This is a genomic window from Microbacterium sediminis (genome assembly GCF_004564075.1).
In the GTDB taxonomy this organism is placed as follows: domain Bacteria; phylum Actinomycetota; class Actinomycetes; order Actinomycetales; family Microbacteriaceae; genus Microbacterium; species Microbacterium sediminis.
The window spans coordinates 652908-675453 of the sequence record NZ_CP038256.1 but is presented as its reverse complement, the minus strand read 5'-3'; the positions used below and the strand labels follow the sequence as shown (position 1 = coordinate 675453).

Genomic DNA, 22546 nt, shown 5'->3' with positions numbered 1-22546 from the left:
GGCCGGTGAAGGCCCTGCAGCTGCTCACACCAGCCCGCGCAGTTCCTCAGGAATGCCGTCCTCGAAATCCGTGAACTCCGCGGCCGCGGCCGTTCCCCGATGCTCAAGGCCCTTGTAGTCGTGGTCGACGTCCAGCTGCAGACCTGCCGCGCGCAGCTCCGGCGCGTACTCGCTGAGCACCTTGAAGCTGACCCGGCGGATGTCGGGGTGGTACCGCAGGTCGAAGACCGGGACCCCGTGGAGCTTCGCCGTGGGCTGGACGGAGACCACGCGGTGATCATCCGCCGCGACGCGCATCGCCCACGTGGCGGGGTCACCCGGTGCCCCGAGCGAGATCTCCCCCGGCCGGTTGCTCACGCCGTATCCCGGGTCGTAGCGCGGGTACGCGACCCCGTCCACCACCACGAACTCGCCCGTGACGAAAGGCACCTTCACGCGGCTTCTCCATCCCCTTACGCGACATGGTGCCACGCCGCGCGAATTCGCGCGCGATGCCGGTGCCATTCGCCGATTACAGAGCGGGGAGTTCACCGTCGATGTCGCGATCAGGCGCTCTCGACCGCCGAGTATCCCGCGGCCACGTTCCGGCTGACCGAGCCGGTCGCGGGACCGGCCGCCGACGGCACCGCCCCGTTCGCGGACTACGGGGTCACGGCGCCGAACCTCGGCTTCGTGCGAGTGGAGCCCGAGGGCTTCGTCGAGTTCCAGCTCGTCTTCGAGCGCGCCTAGCCCGCCACCCGCGCGTCGGCGAGCGGCCGCTCCGCGCGCAGCAGCCGCAGCCGGCTCGTGAGGCGCGGGGCGTCGGGGCCCGCGTCGTGGGCCGAGGCGATGAAGGCCTCGAGGGTCAGCGCCGAGGTGAACGCGGCGCGCACCCCGCGATCGACCAGGACGTCGATCGCGTTGACGAAGCGCTGCCGCGCCGGCGGCGGCACGGCGGCGAGCGACGGCACATCGCGCACCGTCCAGCGCGGGTAGCGGGTCGCCCAGTCGAGGTACTCGATCGCCGAGGTCGGTGCCTCGCACAGCTGCGCGAAGGTGATCGTGAGCTCCCCGTCGCCGGCGGCGACGACCTCGAACTCCCTGCCGCGCACCTCGAGCCGCGTCGTCGGCTCCCCCGGCGCGGCATCGGCGACGATCCAGCGTCCCGCCGCGAACCCATCGCGGGCTACCCCGCCCTCGCGGTAGTCCCGGGGGCCCTCGAGCGGCACGATGTCGAACCGCTCCTCGATCAGGGCGATCCCCGGCTCGAACAGGTGGTGCCAGATCGGGTTGGGCAGCAGCTGCGCCGGCGCGTAGTTCGACGTGGCCACCACGGCGATGCCGCGATCGGCGACCCGCTGCAGCAGCAGCGTGAGCAGGCGCGCGTCACCCGGATCGTGCACGTGGAACTCGTCGAAGACCAGCACCTCCGCATCGCCGATCGTGTCGTCGATCGCGCCGGCGACGGCATCGACCTGCGCCGGCGCCGCGTCGATCCGCCGCGCGAAGATCGCGCGATGCAGCTCCTCGAGGAAACCGTGGAAGTGGACGCGCCGCGTGCGCGCATCGGGCACCGCCCGCAGGAACGCATCGGCGAGCCAGGTCTTGCCGCGGCCGGCCGGTCCGTGCAGGTACACGCCGACCGGACGCTCGTCGGGATCGCCGATCGGGCCCGCCAGTCGCGCCAGACGAGAGGCGGCCACGCTCTGCGCGTCATCGAGCACGATGCCCGCCGACCGGGCCTCGGCCGCGATCGCGGCCTCGATCGCGCGATCCGTCTGCCCTGTCCGCATGCTCCGACTCCGCGTGCCCGTCGCGCGAGCGGCGATGCCGCCCGGATACGCGATGTGCCCCGCCATCTGACGGGGCACATCGATTCTGGTGGACCTAAGGGGATTCGAACCCCTGACCTTCTCATTGCGAACGAGACGCGCTACCAACTGCGCCATAGGCCCGTGAACCTCAGATACGTTACCAGATCCGGCGGGGCGTTCCGTCCACGCTCACCCCGCCGCGCGACGTGCGAGCAGTTCGCGCACGTGGCTCTCGATCTCGGCGTCGTCGACGTAGCCCATGCGGGCATAGCGCGATTCCTCGGCCGCCGTGAGCGGCACCGGAGCGGGCGTCCGCTCCTCGACGCGGGTGCGCAGGGCCTCCTCGCGGGCGGCCTGCAGCAGGGCCTCGCGCGCGCTCTGCGCCGCGACCTCGCCCGCGGCGCGCGAGCCGGCGGTCGCCACGAGCGGCGCCGGCAGCGTGCGGGGCGTCCAGCCGCGGTCCTCGGGGTTGATCAGCGGCGACGACTCTCGGCGGGCGACCACGGGAGCCGGCACGGGGCGCGGAGCGCGGACGCGGCGCGCCACGTGCGCCATCCGGTTGAGCACCACGATGCCGAGCACCGACAGCCCCACGCCGCCGAGCAGCATGCCGGGGCCCGCGGCGAACGCCAGCGTGCCCCACACGGTCAGGCCGATGCCCGAGACGACCGCGGCCAGCGCCGACAGGCGCACGATCCGCCGCGCGCGGGCCATGCGGCGGCCCGCGTTGAGCGCGCGCTGGGCGGCACGGACCTCGCGGCGCCGGCGCTCGAGCTCCTGGCGCTCGCGGTCGCGCTCGAGGCGCTGCTCCTGTGCCGCGATCTTCTCGCGCTCCCGCTGCAGGCGCTCCACCTCGGCCTGCGCGCGCCGCGCGAGCTTCTGCTGGAGGTGCGCCTGGCGGGCGGTGAGCTCCACGCGCACCTCGGCCGGCGACTCGGTGGTCTCGGCCAGCACGCGCAGCGCGCGCCCGAGCCGGACGGCGTTGCGCTCGGCGGCGTCGTACCGCGAGCGGTTGATCCAGGTCGGCAGCAGGTAGACGAGCCAGAGCACGACGGCGACGAGCATCACGACCCCGCCGCCGAGTACCTGGCCCCCATCCATGCTCGCAACGGTAGGCGACGCCGCGGGAATATTCCGCACCGGCCGGCGTGTGTCGCGCGGATCGGCGCGGGCGGCGGCCTGCGGTCAGTGCGTCTGGCGGTCCACCGGCGGCACGTGCGCCGCGTCCGCGGGCACCCGACCGCTGATCCAGCGGTTCAGCACGCCCTCGGGAACGTCCTCGCGCACCAGCGCGAACGCGTAGTGATCGCGCCAGTCGCCGTCGATGTGGATGTAGCGGCGGCGGAGCCCCTCGTACCGGAAGCCGAGCTTCTCGACCACACGCAGGCTGGCGACGTTCTCGGGCCGGATGCAGATCTCCATCCGGTGCAGCCCGAGCTCCTCGAAGCAGATGTCGGTGGCCATGGCCACGCACGTGGGCGTGATGCCGAGGCCGGCGAAGCGCTCGCTCACCCAGTACCCGATCGTCGCCGACTCGAGCGAGCCGCGGGCGATGCCCCACACGTTGAGCTGACCGGCCAGGCGCCCCTCGTGCTCCATGACGAGCGGCAGTCCCGCGCCGTCCTTGTACTGCTGCAGCAGCCGCCGGATCGCGTACCGCATGTCGAGCGAGACGGCCCCGTGCGGGTTCGTCGCCTCCCACGGCCGCAGCCACGAGCGGTTGGTCATGAGCTCGTGCTGCAGATCACGCGCGTCGCGGGGACGGATGAGCCGGACGGAATACGCGCCGTGCTGACGGGAATGCAGCGCTTCCATCCGGCTCTCCTTCGTGCGATCAGAGCGAAGCGGCGAACTCCTTGATCCAGGGCCGCAGCTCGGGGCCGAGGTCGTCGCGATCCGCAGCGATCCGCATGATCGCCTTGATGTAGTCGAGCTTATCGCCGGTGTCGTAGCGACGGCCGCGGAACACGACGCCGTACACATCGACCTTCTCGGGGTCGGTGGCGAACTCCTTGAGGGCGTCGGTCAGCTGGATCTCGCCGCCCTTGCCCGGCTGCGTGTGCTCGAGCACCTCGAAGATCGCCGGCGTGAGCAGGTAGCGGCCGATGATCGCGAGATTCGACGGCGCGTCCTCCTTGGACGGCTTCTCCACGAGGTCGACGACCTTGACGACGTCGGGCATGTCGGTCGGCTCGACCGATGCGCAGCCGTACAGGTGGATGTGATCGGGGTCGACCTCCATGAGCGCGATGACCATGGCGGCCTTCTTCTCGTGGACGTCGATCATGGTGGGAAGCAGCGGGTCGCGCTCGTCGATGAGGTCGTCGCCCAGCATCACCACGAACGGCGCGTCGCCCACGTGCGACCGCGCACGCGAGACGGCGTGGCCGAGGCCCTTGGGCTCGCCCTGGCGGAGCAGGTGGACGTCGGCGAGGCCGCTCGAGGCGCGCACGCGGCCGAGCTTGGCCTCGTCGCCCTTGGCCTCGAGCTTCTCCTCGAGCTCCGGCACGGAGTCGAAGTGGTTGGCGATCGCGTTCTTGTTGCGTCCGATGATCATGAGCACGTCGCGGATCCCGGCGGCAACCGCCTCCTCCACGACGTACTGGATCGCCGGCTTGTCGACCACCGGAAGCATCTCCTTGGGGGTCGCCTTGGTGGCGGGGAGGAAGCGCGTGCCCAGTCCTGCGACGGGCATCACCGCCTTGATCTTCGCGGGTTCCATGCAAACCACACTAGATGACCGGCCCGTGATTACACCTCGCCCGTAGAATCGGGCCATGCCGGAGCCCGTCGAGCACGAGAAGCGCGCCCTGCGCGCCGAGATGCGGGAGCGTCGGCAGATGCTCTCCGATGCCCAGCGTCAGGCTGCGGCCGAGGGGATCGCGCGGCAGCTCGATGCGCTCGTCGCCGAGCACGGCGCCACCTCGATCGCCTGCTACCTGTCGACCACGATCGAGCCGAGCACCCGCCCGTTCCTGAACGCGGCAGTCGCGCGCGGCCTGCGCGTGCTGCTGCCCGTCACGCGCGAGGACGGCTTGCTCGACTGGGCGGTGGCGACGCCGGACGGCGAGGAGATCGAGGGCGCATACGGGGTGCCGGAGCCGATCGGCGAGGTGCTCGGGCCGATCGCGGTGAACGACGTCGACCTGCTCGTCATCCCCGCCGCCGCGATCGACGAGGAGGGGTGGCGGCTGGGCTGGGGCCGCGGCTACTACGACAAGACCCTGGGCTCCATGGAGCACAGTCCCCCGGTGTATGCGGTCATCTATGATTCTGAGTTGGTGGAGCGGGTTCCCCGCGAGGTGCACGATCAGCCGGTCACCGGCATCGTCACCCCCACCCGGACGCGCGCATTCCCGCGCCCGCGTCGCTGATCACGTCACCCTGCGAGGACGCATTGCCTACCTACGCCTATGCCTGCAAGACGTGCGGTCACGCCTTCGACGCCGTCCAGTCCTTCAGCGATCCGTCGCTGACCGAGTGCCCCGCGTGCGGCGGCCCGCTGCGCAAGCAGTACGGATCGATCGGCGTCACGTTCAACGGCTCGGGGTTCTACCGCACCGATTCGCGGTCGGGGTCGACTGCGGGCGATTCGGGCGCGGCGTCTGGCGCCGCATCGACGTCCACGGCATCATCGTCTTCCGGAGCGTCCGCTCCGGCGCCGGCCTCGTCCTGATCGGCGCCCGATGATTCCGGCGTGTCGCCGGATGGGGGAAGGAACCGAAATGCTGCAGGGCTTCAAAGAGTTCATCATGCGCGGCAACGTCATCGATCTCGCGGTCGCGGTCGTCATCGGCGGCGCGTTCGGCGCGATCGTCACGGCCGTCGTCGACTACGTCATCAACCCGCTGCTCGGCGCATTCGTGCCCAGCGGCAGCCTGTCGGGCTGGGTCATCACCTTCCCGGGCATCTTCGCCCCGGTGAACTTCGGCATCGGCGCCATCATCCAGGCGATCATCAACTTCCTCGCCATCGCGGCGGTCGTCTACTTCGCCCTGGTGCTGCCGATGAACAAGATCGCCGAGCGCCGCGCCGCCAAGCTCGCGGTCGACGAGGAGGCCGAGCCGGCCCCCACGCAGGAGGAGCTGCTCGCGCAGATCCGCGACCTGCTCGCCGCCCGGCCGCAGCAGTAACGCGTCATCTCGAGGGGCGTCGCCGGTTCGATCCGGCGGCGCCCTTCGTCGTTCCCGGGAAGCTCACCAGTGCGGCGGCCGGTCGCGGCGGAGGCGGTCGTCGTTGGCGCCCCGCTCCCCCGCGGGCGCGACGGCGCCGGGCCGCTCGCCCCGCAGCGTCGCCTCGGCCTCGGAGTCCGAGAGGGTGCCGTCGACGCGCGTGAGGCGGGCGCGGCGGGAACCCGCCACCCGCTCGACGCGCTGCCGCTGACCGCTCTCCGTCACCCGATCAGGTTAGATCGAGCGGCTGGGTGTCGTCCTGGGCCCGGGGCGTGCCCGGGGTGATCCCGAGCACGGCGGCGATCCGCTCGGCGACGGCCGCCGGGTCGCTGTACAGGTCGAACGCGTGCACGCGCACGTAATGCCATCCCAGGCGCCGCAGCACGTGCGGCCGCAGCCGCAGCGACTCTCGCAGCGACTCGGCACGCGACTCGGGATCGGGCTCGACGACCACGGCCTTGCCGCCGTGCTGCGCCACCAGCGGCAGCATGCCGCGGTAGTCGACGTCGACGGCCACGCCGAGCCGGCGCAGCTCGCGGGCCAGGGCGAGCGTGAGCGGGTCGGCGAGATCCTCAAGGCGCGCGTCGCGGCCGCGGGCGGCGAGCCCGCCGAGGATGCCCATCAGGGTGGCGGCGCCGTGCTGCAGGCGCCCGTCGTCGAAGGACGAGGGCCGGATCGACGAGACGATCACCATCGAGCGGCGGGCGCGGGTCATGCCGATCGTGAGCAGCCGCTCGCCGTCGGGCGTCGACAGGTCGCCGAACTCGCTGAGCACGCGGCCGTGCTTGGTGAGGCCGTAGCCGAGGGTGAGGATGACGCGGTCCCGGCTCTCGGCGGCGGCCTCCTCGAGCGTGAGCACCGTGAGCGGCTCGCCGGTGTCGCGCGAGACGAAGTCGGCCACGTCGCTGCGCCCCGCGAAGGCCGCATTGATCGCGGCGCGCACGCGCTCGGCATGCTTGCGGCTCACGCTGACGACCATGAGCGACTCGTTGGGCCGGTTGACGGCGTGCTCCACCACGAGCGAGACCACGCGGTTGACCTCGAGATCGGGGCTCTCGACCGCTCCCGTGACGGGATCGGGCGCACCGTGGCCGCCCTCCACGTAGTCGACCGTGAGGCTGCCTCGGCCCAGGTACGAGCCCGCCCACGGCAGCGAGACGATCTCGCCGCCGTAGAAGGCGTCGTTGACGAGCGCGGCCAGGTCCTCGCCGCCGGCGCGGTAGCTGCGGGTGAGCGTCTCGACGGGCACGATCTCCGCGAGGCCCTCGAACAGGCTCCCCGCATCGAACACGGCCCCGGCCTCGACCTCGCGCCCCGTCTGCACGACGAACGGCGTCGGGCGCTGGGTCACCGGGTCGCCGAAGGCCACCACCTGCTGCGCGCGGCGGATCGCCGGCGCCGCCTCGGTGACGCTCACGGCGGCCGCGTCGGCCAGGATCACGGTGTCGAACGTCTCGGTGTCGGGGATCGACGGCACCTCGTAGGGAGAGGCGAGCCAGACCGGCGCGAGCACGCGCATGAGGGTGGGCGCCTCGCGCAGCACGGCCTCGGGGTCGACCTCGCCGCGCATCAGCGCGCGGCGCAGCGAGGCGGACTGGTCGGGCTCGTCGACGATCCCGATCTTCCACTGGGCGGCGAGCTGCCAGGCCAGCAGCGGCCCGGATGCCGAGGCGTGAGCCTCGTCCACGAGGCGGAAGTCGCGCTCCAGGCGATCGACCACCGACGTGTTCGCCCCCAGCAGCGCCCGGTCGCTCTGCAGCATGTGCTCGAGCGCCGACTGCCACCACGCGAACTCGAGCTCCTCGGCCACGCGCGCCTCGTCGACGTGACGCACCGACAGCTCGGTCAGCAGCGGCTCCAGGCCCAGGCGCGCCAGCTGGGTGCGCAGCTCGGCGCGCTCGACGATGTTGTCGAACACCTCGGAGTCGGCGGCGAGCCCGCCGAGCGTGCGCACGAGGCGCTGCACCGGCATCGCGGCGAGGCGGGTGCCGCGGCCCAGTGCGCGATCGAGCGACTCGAGGTCGGTCTCGACGCGCTGCCAGGCGCTCTCGACCTCGGCGATGCCGATCGGCACCTCGGGCACCACGCCGGTGTCGACGAGCTGCTGCCACTGCGCGCGCTGGTGCTGGATGCGCACGAGCGCGCCGTGCATGTCGACCACGTGCACGCCGGGGCGCACGTACTCCTTGGCGAGCTTCTTCAGCCGCCGGCGCGTGGCGCCGGGCATGCTCTCGGCCTCGCGGCGCGGGCCGTGTGCCTTGATGAGCTCGGCGAGCGGCCGCTCGAACACCGTGGGGCTGAACCGGTCGAGCGAGTCGCGGATGCCGTGCAGGAGGCGCAGGTACTCGCCGAGCTCGTCGATCGTCGTGAAGGGGCGCATGCGCGTCTGCGCGATGAGCTCATAGCCGCGCTCGAGCAGCTGCGGCACATCGGTGCTCTGCAGCCGGCCGGCGAGCGCGTGCGCGTCCTTCGCCTCCTGCGTCGTCGCGAACGCGACGCCGTACCAGGGCGAATCGTTCGGGCCGATCCGGAACTCGCCCAGGCGCGCGGCGAGCGTGAGGGTGCGGGCCGCGTCGGTGCGGTCTCCCGCCAGCCGCTCAAGCGCGCGGATGCCGAGCCGGGCCGTCGTCGACGGCGGCTGCGGCAGCGACGCGAGCTTGGTGAGCGTGCGCGCGGCGTCGAGCGCCGAGACGCCCAGCTGCGGGTGGGGCTTCACGAGCGCGCGACGGTAATCACGCAGCACGGTGCGCAGGCGCACGAGGGCGTCGTCGATGTCGCTGACGCGCGGCTGCTCGGCCTTCTCGTTGCGGCCGATCGCGCGGATGAGGTCGCGGCGCAGCGACGACGGCGAGACCGCCAGGGCGTCGAGGCCGACCGCGGCGAGGCGGTGGCGGACGCCGTCGAGCGTCGACCGGCGCGGGCTCACGACGAGCACGCGCTTGCCGGCGCGCACGAGCGAGCCGACGGCGTTGATCACCGTCTGGGTGCCGCCCGTGCCGGGCAGCGTGTGCACGACGATCGACTGTCCGGCGGCGATGCGGGCGAGCACGCGCTCCTGCTCCGCGTCGGCGTCGAGCAGCAGCGTGTCGGAGGCGGGCGCCCGCTCGTCGGGGTGGGTGACGTGCGGCGCGTCGCGCTGGTCGCGCAGGTTGGCGATGGCGTCGTCGTGGCCGGCGAGCGCGTCGAGCACCGGGTGGCCGAGGTCGTGCAGGTCGCGCGCCATCACGCCGCCGACGTCGGCGAAGGTCGAGACGACGAGGCGCGGCCGCACGGTGAAGGTCTCGATCCGGGCGGTCGCCGCCCGCAGGTGATCGATCACCGGCTGCGGCTTGAACACGCCGTCGGAGTGCGCCAGCGAGGCCAGCGCCGGGCCGTCGAGCTCGATCCCGAACTGGCTGCGCAGGGCGCGGACAAGCTCCGGGTTCACGACGAACGCGCCGTGCAGCTTGAGCTCGAAGTCGGTGTGGTGCCGGCGGATCGCCAGCGGGCGCAGCAGCACCGGCGCGTTGAAGGTCTCGGCGCCCAGTCGCCACGACGCCACGCCCACCGCCAGGCGCACGGCGTCGATCGCCCGGACGGTGCGCAGCTCGATGTTCTTGGCGGTGATCCGCTCGGCGGCCAGCCGCGCCGTGCGCAGCGCCACCTCGTCGCGGAACAGGTTCGACAGCAGCGTGGACTTGCCCGTGATGAACTGCGGCAGGCTGCCGGGGTGGGCCTTGGTGATGTCGATGCCCGAGTCGTGCGCCTCGCGGTAGTGCAGCAGCGGCGAGGGCCCGCCGAGGTCCGCCGCGGCCATGCGCAGGCGCTGACGCTCGGCGTCGGCGGCGTGCACGACGCGCACCCCCGGTTCCGCGACGCCGAGGTCGCTCGGGGTCACATCGGCCGCGATGTCATCCACCGCGGCTCTGGATTCGGCCGGCCACACGCAGTCAGGGTAAGCACGAGCGGGCCGATCACCCCGGCGATCCGCGGAGTTTCGCGGGATCACCCCGCCGCGGCTGTCCGGGCAGGGGGGCAACGCCCGCTCACAGGGGCGAAAGGGCCGGCGACGATCCACCGATCGCGGCCACGGTGCGTCGATGTCGCACCCGCACCCCAGGATGGAGGCATGGACCACCGATACGCCACCGTCGACACGCCCCTCGGCGTCGTCGTGGCCGTCGCCTCCCCCGACGGCCTCGTCGCCGTGCGGGTCGCCGACGATCCCGGCCACGTGCTCGGCGCCCTCGCCCACGCGCACCGCATCGTGCCCGAGCCCGACGACGACGTCGCGGCCGATCTCGCGCCGCAGCTCGACGCGTACTTCGCCGGCCGCCTGCGCGCCTTCGACGTGACGCTGGACTGGAGCCTCGTGTCCGGCTTCGCGCGCGACGCGCTGCAGGCGGTGCGCGAGATCCCCTACGGCGAGACGGCGTCGTACGGCGAGGTCGCGGCGCTCGCCGGCCGCCCCCGCGCGCACCGCGCCGTCGGCACCGCCTGCCGCGACACGCCGTTCGCGCTGGTGGTGCCGGTGCACCGGGTGATCCGATCGGACGGCAAGCTCGGCGAGTACGGCGGGTTCCCCGAGCACAAGCGCTTCCTCGTGGAGCTGGAGCGGGAGGCGATCCGATGAGCGACCTCGTCATCGGCGACGACGGCCTGGCGCGGCCGCTGTGGGCCTCGCGCGACGCCCTGCTGCGCGAGTACTACGACACGGAATGGGGCATGCCCGTCCGCGACGAACGGGGACTGTTCGAGCGGCTGAGCCTCGAGGCGTTCCAGTCGGGCCTGTCGTGGGCGACGATCCTGCGCAAGCGCGAGGCGTTCCGCGAGGTCTTCCGCGACTTCGAGCCCGACGCGGTGGCCGCGTTCGGCGAGGACGATGTCGACCGGCTGCTGGGCGATGCTCGGATCATCCGCAACCGCGCGAAGATCCTGGCGACGATCGGGAACGCCCGCGCCACCGTGGCGCTGCGTGAGGACGGCGGCCTCGTCGAGCTCATCTGGGGTCACCGACCGGCCGAGACCCCGGCGCCCCTCACCTACGCCGACATCCCCTCGTCCTCCCCCGAGTCGATCGCCCTCTCGCGCGAGCTGAAGCGCCGCGGCTTCCGCTTCGTCGGACCGACCACGATGTTCGCGCTCATGGAGGCCGTCGGCATCGTCGACACCCACCTCGTCGGCAGCCACCGCCGGGGCACCAGCGGCGTCTGGTGAGCGGCCGGGCACGGCAAGGCCCCGCGAAGCGTCGCTCCGCGGGGCCTTGGTCCGTGTGACTAGTGGTGCACCGCCTTCTCGGCGCCGTGGCCGGTGAGCGAGCGCACCTCCATCTCGGCGGCGACGCGCGGGTCCTCCGAACCCCTCGAGGTGATCGAACCGATCCAGCCGAGCAGGAAGCCGACCGGGATCGACACGATGCCCGGGTTGCTCAGCGGCCAGATCGCCACGCCCGTCTCGCCGAACACGCTGGTGGGCGTGCCCCAGAACACGGGCGACAGCGCGATCAGCACGATCGCCGTGCCGAGGCCGCCGTACATGCTCCACACGGCGCCGCGGGTGGTGAAGCCGCGCCAGAACAGCGAGTACAGGATCGTCGGCAGGTTGGCCGAGGCCGCGATCGCGAACGCCAGCGCCACGAGGAACGCCACGTTCTGGCCGAGCACCGCGATGCCGCCGATGATCGCGACGGCACCGATCACGAGGATCGTGATGTTGGCGACCTTGCGCTCCTGCCGCTCGGTCGCCGTGCCGCGCTTGATCACGCCGTTGTAGATGTCGTGCGAGAACGACGCCGCGGCGGTGATCGTCAGGCCCGCAACGACCGCGAGGATCGTCGCGAACGCGACGGCCGAGATGATGCCCATGAGCACCGACCCGCCGAGCGCCTGCGCGAGCAGCGGCGCCGCCGAGTTCACGCCGCCGGGCGAGCCGAGGATCGTCTCCTCGCCCACGAGCGCGCCGGCGCCATAGCCGAGCACCAGCGTGAGCAGGTAGAACAGGCCGATCAGCCAGATCGCCCACACCACCGAGCGACGGGCCTCCTTCGCCGTGGGCACGGTGTAGAAGCGCATCAGCACGTGCGGCAGGCCCGCGGTGCCGAGGACCAGCGCGAGACCCAGCGAGAGGAAGTCGATCGGGTTGGTGTACTGCAGGCCCGGGTTGAGCACGGACTCGCCGTCCGGCGACGCCGCCACGGCCGCGCCGAGCAGCTCGTTGAAGTTGAACCCGTGGATGACGAGCACCCAGATGGTCATGATGATGGCGCCGCCGATGAGCAGGAACGCCTTGACGATCTGCACCCAGGTGGTTCCCTTCATGCCGCCGATCAGCACGTAGCCGACCATGAGCACGCCGACCACCGTGACCACGACGGCGGTGCCGACCTCGTCGTCGATGCCCAGCAGCAGCGAGACGAGCCCGCCCGCGCCGGCCATCTGCGCCAGCAGGTAGAAGAAGCACACCACGAGGGTCGAGATCGCCGCCGCCATGCGCACGGGGCGCTGCTTGAGGCGGAACGAGAGCACATCGGCCATCGTGAACTTGCCGGTATTGCGCATGAGCTCGGCCACGAGCAGCAGCGCCACAAGCCACGCGACGAGGAATCCGATCGAATAGAGGAATCCGTCGTATCCATTCACCGCGATCGCGCCGACGATTCCGAGGAAGGACGCCGCCGACAGGTAATCGCCCGCGATCGCGAAACCGTTCTGCGGACCCGAGAACGCGCGGCCGCCGGCATAGAAATCCGCCGCCGACTTGTTGTTGCGCGAGGCGCGGATCACGATGAACAGCGTCACCGCGACGAAGGCCGCGAAGATCGAGATGTTGAGCACCGGATTGTTGTCCGACGCGGTGGGGGTGACGGCGGCGGGCACGATCAGAGCGGTCGCGTTCATGCGCCGGCCTCCTGCTTCTCGAGGTCCTCACGGATGGCGGCCGACATCGGGTCGAGCCGGCGGTTCGCGAACCGGACGTAGGCCATGGTGATCGCGAACGTCGTCACGAACTGGCCCAGGCCGATCAGCAGGCCCACGTTGAAGTCGCCGATGAGCTTGATCGCCATGAACTCGGGCGCCCAGCCGGCGAGCAGCACGTAGACGAAGTACCAGACGAGAAAGAACACCGCGAGGGGGAACACGAAGCTGCGGTGCGCGCGCTTCAGTTCGCGGAATCGCGGGGAGTTCTCCTCCGCGATGTAGTCGATGGCGCTTCGTGCGCCGGTCGAGGGGTCGGTCATGGGGCCTCCTTGCCACATGGTCGGGTGTGCGGCGGCACGTCGGTATGCCGCCGCCCGGGCGCGCGCACGCGCGGCCGGTGGTAGCTTCGGATGCTACGAAGGCGGCGGCCCGGCCGTCACCCCCGAAAGTCGGTACGCGGCGCTGCTGCCGCGAGAGCGAGGCCATCGTGAAGACCGAGACACCGTCCCCCCGCGACGAGCTGCTCGATCGCGCGGTGCGGGAGCTGGCCCGTCGCACGCGATTCCCCATCGCCTTCGGCGGATTCATCGACCACGACATCGCGGCCGTGGGCTCCATCGTCGGCGCGCACACGAACGCGCTGGACGGACTGGCCGTGCGCATCGAGCGGGGGCTCGGCGGCCGCGCCATGCGCGAGCTGCGGCCCCGCATGACCGGCGACTACGGCACCGCCACGCAGATCACCCACGACTACGACCGCTGGATCCTCGGCGAGGGCATCGGCACCCTCCTCGCGGTGCCGATCGTCGTCGAGGGCCGCGCCCGCGGCGTGCTGTACGGCGGGGCGTGGGGGCGGTGGAACATCGGCGGGGTCGCCACGGCGCCCGCCGTGAAGGTGGCCGAGGAGGTCGCCGCCGAGCTGCGCATCCGCGACGAGGTGCAGCGGCGGCTCGCGCTGGCCCCGGCGCCGGCGCCGGCCCTGCCGCCCGCGCACCAGGAGGAGCTGCGCGAGAGCTACGCCGAGCTGCGGCGGATCTCGGCCGCCGTGGGCGACCCCGAGCTGCGCGCGCGGCTCGAGGAGGTGGAACGGCGCCTGGCGGGCCTGTCCGGGGTCGCGCGACCGGCCGACGGCGACGCGGCCGGCGTCACGCTGTCGCGGCGCGAGACCGATGTGCTCGCGCGCGCCGCGCTCGGCGAGACGAACGCGGAGATCGCCGAGCACCTGGGCCTGAAGGAGGGCACCGTGAAGGCGTACCTCGGCTCGGCGATGTCGAAGCTCGACGCCTCCACCCGCCACGCGGCCGTGGCACGCGCGCGCCGCGCGGGCCTGTTGCCCTGACCCTATTCGCGGCCCGCGGCAATTGCCCGAAAGAGCGCAAAGGCGATATCGCATTCACCGGCTCTTTCGACGCGGCAATTCGCGCGTAATGCACGCGCATTCCACCGATACGGTGATATCTTCCTGTGCATGGCCCGCAAAATCGTGCATCAGCTCGTCGACGATCTCGATGGCACCGTCCTGGAACCCGGCGAGGGTGAGACGGTGCTTTTCGCGCTCGACGGAAAGAGCTACGAAATCGACCTGACGGCCGAGAACGCCGCGACGCTTCGCGAGGCGCTCGAACCCTATATCTCGGCCGGCCGCCGCGCGGGTGGATCCGCGACCTCGGCGGCCCCCAAGACCCGCCGCCGCGGCGGCCAGACCGACTACGGCCCCGTCCGCGAGTGGGCCAAGGCGAACGGCTACACGGTCTCCGAGCGGGGCCGCGTGCCGGCCAATGTGCTCGAGGCCTACGAGGCCGCTCACTGACCGGACAACCACGGCGACCGAGAGCCGAGGGGCGGGTGGATCCTTCCACCCGCCCCTCGTCGTCTGCGGCCCCGGCCGCCACCCGCTCCCGGTTAGGCTGGAGGGCGACGCCCCTGTAGCTCAGTGGATAGAGCGTCGGTTTCCTAAACCGTGCGTCGCTGGTTCGAGTCCAGTCAGGGGCACCACATCGGGCCTTCGGCGAAGCGGGGAGCGGATGCGGCGCATCGGTGAGGTCCTCGTGGCGCACGCCGAGGCGTCGGCCGACCGGTCGGCCTCGGCCGACGCGCTGCTTGGCGCCCTGATCGCGCGCCTGGCCCCCGGCGCCGACGCGCGCGTCGGCCGGCGCTGCGCGGTCTGCGGCGGCACCGATCACGGCGCGCCCGTCGCGCTCGGCGCCCCCGTGGTGCTGAGCGCCGCCTACGCGGGCGGTCTCGTCGTCGCGGCGGGCGCGCCGAGCGCGCGCGTGTCAGCGGTCGGCATCGACGCGGAGCCGGGCGCGGCCGGCACGATCCTCACGGAGCTGTCGAATCTCGTCGACCCGCCGCCCTCGCTGCGCGAGTGGACCCGCATCGAGGCGGCCCTCAAGGCCGACGGGCGCGGCCTGCGCGTGCCGCCCGACGCGGTGCGGCTCGACGGCGACGCGGCCCGCGTGCCGGGACGGGCCGATCCGATCGCGCTCATCGACGTGCCCTCCCCCGCCGGGCTCGTCGTCAGCCTCGCTGTCGCAGCCCGCCCGCCTCGAGCGACTCGCTGAGCACCGCCGCGTCGACGCCTTCCGGCCCCTCGGGCAGCCGCGGCAGCACCGTGTCGTCGAGCCAGTGCCGCAGCACCGCGACGGCATCCTCGCCGGCGAGCTCCTCGCACAGCGCGAGGAAGTGGGCGGTCTTGGCGGCGCCTCCGCGCCAGCGGGACGTCCATGCGCGCAGGATGTCGAAGAACGCGTCATCGCCCACGGTGAGGCGCAGGGCGTGGAGTGCGAGCGCGCCTCGCTTGTAGACGCGGTCGTCGAACATCCGGTCGGGGCCGGGATCGGCGAGCACGAGATCGCGCGGCTGCCGCGCCAGCTCCGCGCGGTAGCCCAGCGCCAGGGCGTGCGCGCCCGGACCGCCGGAGCTCTCCGACCAGATCCACTCCGCGTAGCAGGCGAAGCCCTCGTTCAGCCAGATGTCGCGCCAGCGCTGCACCCCGACGCTGTTGCCGAACCACTGGTGCGCGAGCTCGTGCGCCACCAGGCGCTCCAGCCCGCCCGCGCCATCGATGTGATTCGCGCCGAACACCGCCATGCCCTGGGCCTCGAGCGGGATCTCCAGCTCGTCGGGCGTGACCACGACCGTGTAGCCGGGCAGCGGGTACGGCCCGAACGCGCGCTCGAACACCTCGACCATGCGGGGCAGCTCGGCGAAGTCGGCCTGCACCCGCGCCTCGAGCGCCCGGGGGTACGCCAGCGCCCCGCGGACGCCGCCGAGGGTGATCTCGCGCCGCGTATAGCGGCCGATGTGGAGCGCGACGAGGTAGGTGGCCGTGGGCACGTCGAGGTCGAAGGCCCATGTGCGGCGGCCGCGCGAGGCCCGGCTCGTGCCGGGAACGGCCGCGACGACCACGTAGTCGAGGTCGGTGGTGATCTCGATCCGGTACGTGGCCTTGTCGCGCGGCACGTCGTTGCACGGGAACCAGGTGGGGGCGCCGGTGGGCTGCGAGGCGACGAGGACGCCGTCCTCGAGCTCCTCCCAGCCGATCGTCCCCCAGCGCGATCCGCGGGGGTGCGGCGAGCCCGAGTACGACACCGTGAGCGTGAACGGCTCGTCGGGTTCCAGGCTGCGCCCGAAGGTGACCTTGACCTTCAGCCCGGTCTGGCGGAAGGTCGCCCCCAGGCCCCGCGCCGCCTTCACCTTCTTGACGTGCAGCCCCACCAGGTCGAACGAGACCGACTTCGTGCGCTCGCGCACCCGGCCCGTGATCGTCGCGACGCCGCTGAGGCGGTTGGTGCCGATCTTGTAGTCCAGCGAGAGGTCGTAGTGATCGATCCGCAGGTTCGCGTCGCCGCTCTGCGGCGTATAGGCGTCGGGCTTCATGCGCGCGCCGCCGCCTGGTACGGGCGCACCTTCACGGCGCGCCACGGCCCGATCGGATTGCCGCTCCACCGGCTCCCGGCCGGCACCGATTCGCCGCGCATGACGAGCGACGCCGGCCCCACCGTCGCCGCCTGGGCGATCGTCGCGGCCGGCAGGATCACACTGTGCGGGCCGAGCGTGGCGCCGGGTTCGAGGGTGACGGTGTCGGTGCTCATCACTCGATCATGGAACAGATGCGTCTGCACCACGCAGCCGCGGTTCACCGTGGCGCCGTCGCCGAGCCGCACGAGGTCGGGCTCGGGCAGCCAGTAGCTCTCGGTCCACACGCCCCGGCCGATCCGCGCGCCGAGCGAGCGCAGCCACACGGCGAGCGCCGGCGTGCCCGACGCGGCGTTGGCGAACCACGGCGCCGCGAGCATCTCGGTGAAGGTGTCGGACACCTCGGTGCGCCACACGAAGCCCGACCACAGCGGGTGCTCGCCCGCGCGGATCGGCCCGACGATGATCCACTTCGCGGCCGTCGTGATCGCCGCCGCGACGGCGCCCGCCACGAGCAGCACGATGCCCGAGGTGAGCACTCCCACGACGAGGCCCGCCTGCTCGATCACCCAGGCGAGGGCGAGCATCACCGCCACGCCGAGGCCGCAGGTCACCACCACGGGCACGACACGGCACAGCTCCCACAGCGCGCGGGCGATGCGCAGCGAGGTGCGGGGCCGGTACGTGCGCTCCAGGTCGGCCTCGTTCACGACGCGGCGCAGCCGCACGGCCGGCGAGCCGAGCCACGAGGAGCCGGCCTTGGCCTTCTCGGGGGCGACCGACAGCACGGCCACGAGCGCGTTCTTGGGCACGCGGTGGCCGGCGCCGGCGAGGCCGGAGTTCCCCAGGAACGCGCGCTTGCCGATCCGCGCCGCCGCCAGTCGCATCCAGCCGCCGCGCAGCTCGTAGGTGGCGACCATGGTGTCGTCGGCGAGGAACGCGCCGTCGTCGATCGTGGTCATGGACGGGATGAGCAGCACGGTCGACGCCTCGACCTCGCGGCCCACCTTGGCGCCCAGCAACCGCAGCCACACGGGCGTGAACAGGCTCGAGTACAGCGGGAACAGCAGGGTGCGCGCCGAGTCGAGCAGGCGCTCGATCGTCCAGGCCTGCCACGCCACGCGGCTGCGGACGGGATGCACGCCCTCGGTGAGGCCGATCGACAGCACGCGCACGAGCACCACCACGGCCCCGGCGAACACGAGGCCCGTCACGAGCACGGCGGGGATGAGCCAGGCGAGCAGCCCCGGCACGGCCTCGCCCAGCGTCGCCGCGCCCCGGAACCCGCCGGCGAGCACGAGCGCGCCGGCCGCGAACGCCACCAGGGGCAGCAGGCCCAGGGCCGCCGACGACGCCGCATACGCCCAGAGCCAGCGGCGCGGTGCCGGCGGGCGGTGGCCGGCGAGCGGTGCGGACGCTCCGCCCACCCGCACGGCGGGAGATCCCGCCCATCGCTGCCCGGCCTTGACGCGCCCGAACACCGCCGAGCCCGGGGCGACCTCGGCGCCGCGGCCGATGCGCGCGCCCGGCGCCAGCGTGCTGCGCGAGCCGATCGTGGCATCGGCGCCGATGCGGATGGCGCCGATGCGCACGGTGTCGCCGTCGATCCAGTACCCGCTCAGGTCCACCTCGGGCTCGATCGCGGCGCCCGCCCCCACCTGGAGCATGCCCGTGACGGGCGGCATGGTGTGCAGGTCGACGCCCTCGCCGATCTTCGCGCCCAGCGCGCGGGCGTAGTACGTCACCCAGGGCGCGCCGGCCATGCCGACAGGATCGATCTGGTGCGCGATCTGCTCGGCCAGCCACAGCCGCAGATGCACCGCGCCGCCCCGCGGATGGTCCCCGGCCCGCACGCCGGACAGCAGCAGCCGGGCGGCGAGCGCGGCGATCGCCATGCGCCCGAACGGCGTGGCGAACAGCACGATGCCGAGGAGGATCGCCCAGCCCGGGGCGTCGGGCAGGGCATCGAAGCCCGGCCACCGCCGCAGCACCCAGCTGGCGGCGAGGAGCCACACGATCCAGCGCGCGCCCGAGAGCGCCAGCAGGGGCGCCCCCAGCAGCGTCTGCACCCACTGCATCCGCAGCGGCGTGGGCGGGGCGGCAACGGCCGGCTCCGCCGCATCGCCCGATGCGGCCTCGACCGCGGCGGCCATCTGGCCCAGGCGCGGCAGGTCGTAGACGTCGGCCATGGTGAACTCGGGCGCCCGCGTGCGGATCCGCGAGACGAGCTGAGCGGCGGCGAGCGATCCGCCGCCGAGCTGGAAGAAGTCGGCCTTCTCGTCGACCGGGCGCACGCCGAGCACGCCGAGCCACTGCTCCGCGAGCCAGGCCGGCGTGCCGGACAGGCCCGAATCGGCCGGGTCGCCCGCGTCGAGCGGCCACGGCAGGGCGGCCTTGTCGACCTTGCCCGAGGTGCGCACGGGCAGCTCGTCCATCACCGCCAGCACGGGGATGAGCGGTGCCGGCAGGGTCTCCGCGAGCTCGGCGCGGGCGGTCTGGCGGTCGAAGCCCTCGGTCGGCACCACGTAGCCCACGAGCAGCGGCACGCCGCCCTCCGAGCGCTGCACCACCACCGTCGCGGCCGACACGGCGGTGAGCCCCTGCAGGGCGGCCTCCACCTCGCCGAGCTCGATGCGCCGGCCGCCGATCTTGACCTGGTCGTCGGCGCGCCCCTGGAACACGATGCCCGCCGCCTCGGCGCGCACGAGGTCGCCGGAGCGATACGCGCGCTCCCAGCCGAGCGTGGGCATCGGCGCGTACTTCTCGGCGTCCTTCGCGGGGTCGAGGTACCGCGCCAGCCCGACGCCGCCGATGATCAGCTCGCCGACCTCGCCCTCCGCGACCGGCAGGCCCTCGCCGTCGACGATCGCCAGGGCCCAGCCGTCGAGCGGCAGGCCGATCCGCACGGGCTCCCCCGCGCGCAGCGCCGCGCCGTCCATCCGCGCGGCGCAGGCGACGACGGTGGCCTCGGTGGGGCCGTAGGTGTTCCAGACCTCGCGCTCCTCGCTCGCCAGGCGCACGGCCAGCTCGGGCGGCAGCGCCTCGCCGCCGAAGATCAGCAGGCGCAGGTTCTCGATCGCGTCCTGCGGCCACAGCGCCGCCAGGGTCGGCACGGTCGAGACCACCGTGATGCCATGGCCGACCAGCCACGGGCCGAGGTCCTCGCCGGAGCGCACGAGCGCGCGCGGCGCGGGCACGAGACACGCACCGTGCCGCCACGCGAGCCACATCTCCTCGCACGAGGCGTCGAAGGCCACCGACAGGCCGGCCAGCACGCGGTCGCCGGGACCGAGCGGGGCATCCTGCAGGAACAGGCGCGCCTCGGCGTCGACGAAGGCCGCGGCCGATCGGTGCGAGACCGCCACGCCCTTGGGCACGCCGGTGGAGCCGGAGGTGAAGATGATCCAGGCGTCGTCGTCGACCGTCGGCGGCGGCACGATCGGCAGGGCATTGGTCGCCGGGTGCGGGTCGTCGCCCTCGAAGAGCCCCGAGGCCGTCGCGGCGTCGGCGGGCACGAAGCCGTCGGCGCCGATCACGCCGCGCACGCCCGCCTCGCCGAAGACGAGGTCGGCGCGCTCCTGCGGGTCGTCCGCGTCGACCGGCACGTACGCGGCCCCCGCCGCCATGATCCCGAGGATCGCCACATACAGCTCGCGCCCGCCCGACGGCATGCGCACGCCGACGCGATCGCCGCGGCGCACGCCCTGCTCGTGCAGCCGCGCGGCGGTGCGCCACACGAGGGCCAGCAGCTCGCGGTAGCTGAGCGCGCCGGCCTCGTCCTCGATCGCCGACGCATCGGGATGCCGCGCCGTCGTCGCGGCGAGCACGTCGATGAGCGTGCGGGGGTCCGGGGCCTCGCGGCTGCGATCGAAGGGACCGGGGTTGTCGGTGGTCACGGGGCCGGCCTCACTCGTTCTCGTCCGCGGATCGCGCCCGACGGCGCGGGTGCAGACTCTACCGGGCGAGGGTGAACCGGATCAGGCGGCGAGGGCCAGGTACGGCTCCCAGCGCGGGTCGCCGCGCTCGACGCCGCGCACGGTCCAGGCGCCGCCACGGGGCGGGCGCGGCGTCACGCGCAACTCCCAGCCCATCTCCTGGGGAGTGCGGTCGCTCTTGATGTTGTTGCAGCGCAGGCAGGCCGCCACGAGGTTCTCCCACGAGTCGGCGCCGCCGCGCGAGCGCGGCAGGATGTGGTCGATCGTCGTGGCCGCCTTGCCGCAGTACCCGCAGCGGTGGGCATCGCGGCGCAGCACGCCCCGGCGGGTGACCGGCACGCGGCGCCCTCCCGGCACCCGCACGTACCGGCTCAGCACGATCACCGCCGGCCGCTCGTAGGTCGCGCTCGTGCCCCACACGGGCTCGTCCTCGATCCGCTCGACGATGCTCGCCTTCTCGTTCATGACGAGCACGAGCGCCCGCTTGAACGAGACGACGGCGAGCGGCTCGTAGCCCGCGTTCAACACCAGAGTGCGCATGCAGTGTCCCTTCGGCAGGGCCCGGACGGCTTCCGGGCACTCGAATCCGCGACACCGCGCTCGGCGACGGCGTGCAGACACGAAAAAAGGCGCTGTCTCATAGACAGCGCCTTTGGCACGCGGACGACCCGCGCATCGTGTGCACACGATGCCGAAGCACGTAACGCCCGAGCGCATCCACGGTTCGGATGCGAGGTATTCGTTGCATCGGCTCTCCCCTTCGCTTTCGCGCGGTGACGGGGTCAGGATAGCGCGTGCAGGTGACGGGAGAGCCGTCCGCACCGTGAACGATCCCGGGCGTGTCGGCACGCGCAGACGACGAGGCCCCGGCGGACGGATCCGCCGGGGCCTCGGACGCGGAGGTCAGGGCAGCCAGGCGATCGGGCTGACCAGCCCGCCGTTGACGCGGATCTCGATGTGCAGGTGCGGGGCGGTCGAGCGGCCGGTCGAGCCGACGTAGCCGATGACCTGGCCGGCCGTGACGGCCTGGCCCGGAGCGACGGCGATCGACGACATGTGCGCCGAGCGCGTCTCGACGGCGTTGCCGCCCACGTTGTGGTTCACGAAGACGACGTTGCCGTACGCGCCGCAGCAGGCGGTGGACGAGACCACGCCGTCGGCGATCGCGAAGATCGGGGTGCCCGTGCCGGCCAGCAGGTCCTGGCCCTGGTGGTAGCCGGAGTCGCCGAGACCACGACCGACCGAGTACGACCCGGCCGGGAGCGGGAACACGACGCCCTCGGTGGGCTTGTCGGGCAGCGCGGCGCCGGTGTACACCGACGCGGTGCTCGCCATGGCCGCGAGCTGCTTGGCGCGCTCGGCGGCCTCGGCCGCGGCCTTCTTCTCTTCGATCTCGGCCATCGTGGTGGCCGAGTAGTCGCCGGCGCTGAGCGACGAGGCGGTCGCGGCGTCGTCGACCTTGAGGGTCTGGGCGTCGGCCTCGGCGACCTCGTGGGCGGTCACCTGCTCGGTGCCGGCCTGGGTGGCGGCGTACGCCGGGATGGCGACGCCGGCCAGCAGGGCAAGCACGGCGGCCATCGTGCCGGCGGCGCGCAGGGGGCGGACCTTCGGGCGGGGTCCGCGCAGGGCGCGCTCGGCGCGACGGATGTCGCTTCGCCGAAGTCGCTTCACCGGTGCGGTGTCGCGCTTCGGCGTGGTGCTGAGGTCCGAGGACTCGGGTAGGTCCGCGGAGTTGGGCTTCTGGGTCAAGACGTGGTCCTCCGTCGCCCCGCGCTCAGGGTGCGCGCCGGCTCGTCAGCACTGGTCGTCGAACAGTGGAACTGCAAGAA

Annotated in this window: 21 protein-coding genes and 2 tRNA genes; 9 read left to right on the top strand and 14 right to left on the bottom strand. The window is 72.9% G+C overall.

The features are described from left to right. Nucleotides 1-24: 24 nt before the first annotated feature. The 6 genes from E3O41_RS03275 to galU form a co-directional block, all read right to left on the bottom strand. On the bottom strand, nt 25-435 hold the full coding sequence (locus E3O41_RS03275; protein WP_067027426.1) for a hypothetical protein: 411 nt from the start codon (nt 433-435) through the stop codon (nt 25-27). A 290-nt stretch (nt 436-725) separates the two neighbouring features. After that, nucleotides 726-1772: a cell division protein ZapE gene (gene zapE, locus E3O41_RS03270; protein WP_067027625.1), complete on the bottom strand. Its 1047-nt coding sequence runs from the start codon at nt 1770-1772 to the stop codon at nt 726-728. Nucleotides 1773-1858: 86 nt separating this feature from the next. After that, nucleotides 1859-1934, bottom strand: a tRNA-Ala gene (locus E3O41_RS03265). A gap of 48 nt (nt 1935-1982) precedes the next feature. Next, nucleotides 1983-2894 carry a hypothetical protein gene (locus tag E3O41_RS03260; protein WP_067027428.1) on the bottom strand — a complete coding sequence of 304 codons (912 nt, stop codon included), beginning with the start codon at nt 2892-2894 and terminating at the stop codon, nt 1983-1985. A gap of 84 nt (nt 2895-2978) precedes the next feature. After that, nucleotides 2979-3608, bottom strand: coding sequence for a GNAT family N-acetyltransferase (locus E3O41_RS03255; protein ID WP_067027430.1), 630 nt, complete (start codon nt 3606-3608; stop codon nt 2979-2981). A 19-nt stretch (nt 3609-3627) separates the two neighbouring features. After that, nucleotides 3628-4515, bottom strand: coding sequence for a UTP--glucose-1-phosphate uridylyltransferase GalU (gene galU / locus E3O41_RS03250; RefSeq protein WP_067027433.1), 888 nt, complete (start codon nt 4513-4515; stop codon nt 3628-3630). A 55-nt stretch (nt 4516-4570) separates the two neighbouring features. On the opposite strand from galU, the gene E3O41_RS03245 reads away from it, so the two are divergent. From E3O41_RS03245 to mscL, 3 genes are read left to right on the top strand one after another with little or no spacing between them, the layout of a single operon-like run. Then, nucleotides 4571-5167 carry a 5-formyltetrahydrofolate cyclo-ligase gene (locus tag E3O41_RS03245; RefSeq protein WP_067027435.1) on the top strand — a complete coding sequence of 199 codons (597 nt, stop codon included), beginning with the start codon at nt 4571-4573 and terminating at the stop codon, nt 5165-5167. Between the two features lie 23 nt (nt 5168-5190). Next, on the top strand, nt 5191-5469 hold the full coding sequence (locus tag E3O41_RS03240; protein WP_083991014.1) for an FmdB family zinc ribbon protein: 279 nt from the start codon (nt 5191-5193) through the stop codon (nt 5467-5469). 49 nt (nt 5470-5518) lie between these two features. Further along, nucleotides 5519-5926, top strand: a complete 408-nt coding sequence (gene mscL, locus E3O41_RS03235; RefSeq protein ID WP_067027437.1) for a large conductance mechanosensitive channel protein MscL — start codon at nt 5519-5521, stop codon at nt 5924-5926. Between the two features lie 63 nt (nt 5927-5989). Here mscL and E3O41_RS03230 read toward each other — a convergent pair whose 3' ends face one another. Both E3O41_RS03230 and E3O41_RS03225 read right to left on the bottom strand, forming a co-directional pair. Continuing rightward, nucleotides 5990-6190, bottom strand: a complete 201-nt coding sequence (locus E3O41_RS03230) for a hypothetical protein (RefSeq protein WP_067027439.1) — start codon at nt 6188-6190, stop codon at nt 5990-5992. A 4-nt stretch (nt 6191-6194) separates the two neighbouring features. After that, on the bottom strand, nt 6195-9863 hold the full coding sequence (locus E3O41_RS03225; RefSeq protein ID WP_099566321.1) for an ATP-binding protein: 3669 nt from the start codon (nt 9861-9863) through the stop codon (nt 6195-6197). A 210-nt stretch (nt 9864-10073) separates the two neighbouring features. Here E3O41_RS03225 and E3O41_RS03220 point away from each other — a divergent pair, with 210 nt between their 5' ends. After that, nucleotides 10074-10577, top strand: a complete 504-nt coding sequence (locus E3O41_RS03220) for a methylated-DNA--[protein]-cysteine S-methyltransferase (RefSeq protein ID WP_067027444.1) — start codon at nt 10074-10076, stop codon at nt 10575-10577. Beyond that, the gene (locus tag E3O41_RS03215; protein ID WP_067027446.1) at nt 10574-11161 is read left to right on the top strand and encodes a DNA-3-methyladenine glycosylase I; all 588 of its coding nucleotides are present in this window, start codon (nt 10574-10576) and stop codon (nt 11159-11161) included. Before E3O41_RS03220 ends, E3O41_RS03215 begins: the two co-directional genes overlap by 4 nt. Before the next feature lie 59 nt (nt 11162-11220). Here the strand turns inward: E3O41_RS03215 and E3O41_RS03210 are convergent, their stop codons facing one another. Both E3O41_RS03210 and E3O41_RS03205 read right to left on the bottom strand, forming a co-directional pair. Continuing rightward, complete coding sequence (locus tag E3O41_RS03210) at nt 11221-12840, bottom strand: solute symporter family protein (RefSeq protein WP_067027448.1); 1620 nt, start codon at nt 12838-12840, stop codon at nt 11221-11223. Continuing rightward, nucleotides 12837-13181, bottom strand: a complete 345-nt coding sequence (locus tag E3O41_RS03205) for a DUF485 domain-containing protein (RefSeq protein WP_067027450.1) — start codon at nt 13179-13181, stop codon at nt 12837-12839. Before E3O41_RS03205 ends, E3O41_RS03210 begins: the two co-directional genes overlap by 4 nt. 167 nt (nt 13182-13348) lie before the next feature. Here E3O41_RS03205 and E3O41_RS03200 point away from each other — a divergent pair, with 167 nt between their 5' ends. The 4 genes from E3O41_RS03200 (at nt 13349) to E3O41_RS03185 (ending at nt 15425) form a co-directional block, all read left to right on the top strand. Then, the gene (locus E3O41_RS03200) at nt 13349-14200 is read left to right on the top strand and encodes a LuxR C-terminal-related transcriptional regulator (protein WP_067027452.1); all 852 of its coding nucleotides are present in this window, start codon (nt 13349-13351) and stop codon (nt 14198-14200) included. 129 nt (nt 14201-14329) lie between these two features. Beyond that, entirely contained in the window at nt 14330-14671 is a 342-nt protein-coding gene (locus E3O41_RS03195; protein WP_067027454.1) for a histone-like nucleoid-structuring protein Lsr2, read from the top strand. A gap of 109 nt (nt 14672-14780) precedes the next feature. Next, nucleotides 14781-14856: transfer RNA gene (locus E3O41_RS03190), tRNA-Arg, on the top strand. 29 nt (nt 14857-14885) lie between these two features. Next, a complete protein-coding gene (locus tag E3O41_RS03185) occupies nt 14886-15425 on the top strand; it encodes a 4'-phosphopantetheinyl transferase family protein (RefSeq protein ID WP_067027456.1) in 540 nt (179 codons plus the stop codon). Here the strand turns inward: E3O41_RS03185 and E3O41_RS03180 are convergent. The 4 genes from E3O41_RS03180 to E3O41_RS03165 all read right to left on the bottom strand — a co-directional run bounded on the left by E3O41_RS03180 (nt 15382) and on the right by E3O41_RS03165 (nt 22466). After that, nucleotides 15382-16788 carry a M1 family metallopeptidase gene (locus tag E3O41_RS03180; RefSeq protein ID WP_244927265.1) on the bottom strand — a complete coding sequence of 469 codons (1407 nt, stop codon included), beginning with the start codon at nt 16786-16788 and terminating at the stop codon, nt 15382-15384. The two genes, E3O41_RS03185 and E3O41_RS03180, sit on opposite strands and share 44 nt — an antisense overlap. After that, a complete protein-coding gene (locus E3O41_RS03175) occupies nt 16740-20678 on the bottom strand; it encodes a Pls/PosA family non-ribosomal peptide synthetase (protein ID WP_135012013.1) in 3939 nt (1312 codons plus the stop codon). Before E3O41_RS03175 ends, E3O41_RS03180 begins: the two co-directional genes overlap by 49 nt. Before the next feature lie 81 nt (nt 20679-20759). Beyond that, complete coding sequence (locus E3O41_RS03170; RefSeq protein WP_067027460.1) at nt 20760-21257, bottom strand: HNH endonuclease; 498 nt, start codon at nt 21255-21257, stop codon at nt 20760-20762. Between the two features lie 363 nt (nt 21258-21620). Beyond that, entirely contained in the window at nt 21621-22466 is an 846-nt protein-coding gene (locus tag E3O41_RS03165; RefSeq protein ID WP_067027463.1) for a M23 family metallopeptidase, read from the bottom strand. Nucleotides 22467-22546 lie beyond the last annotated feature (80 nt).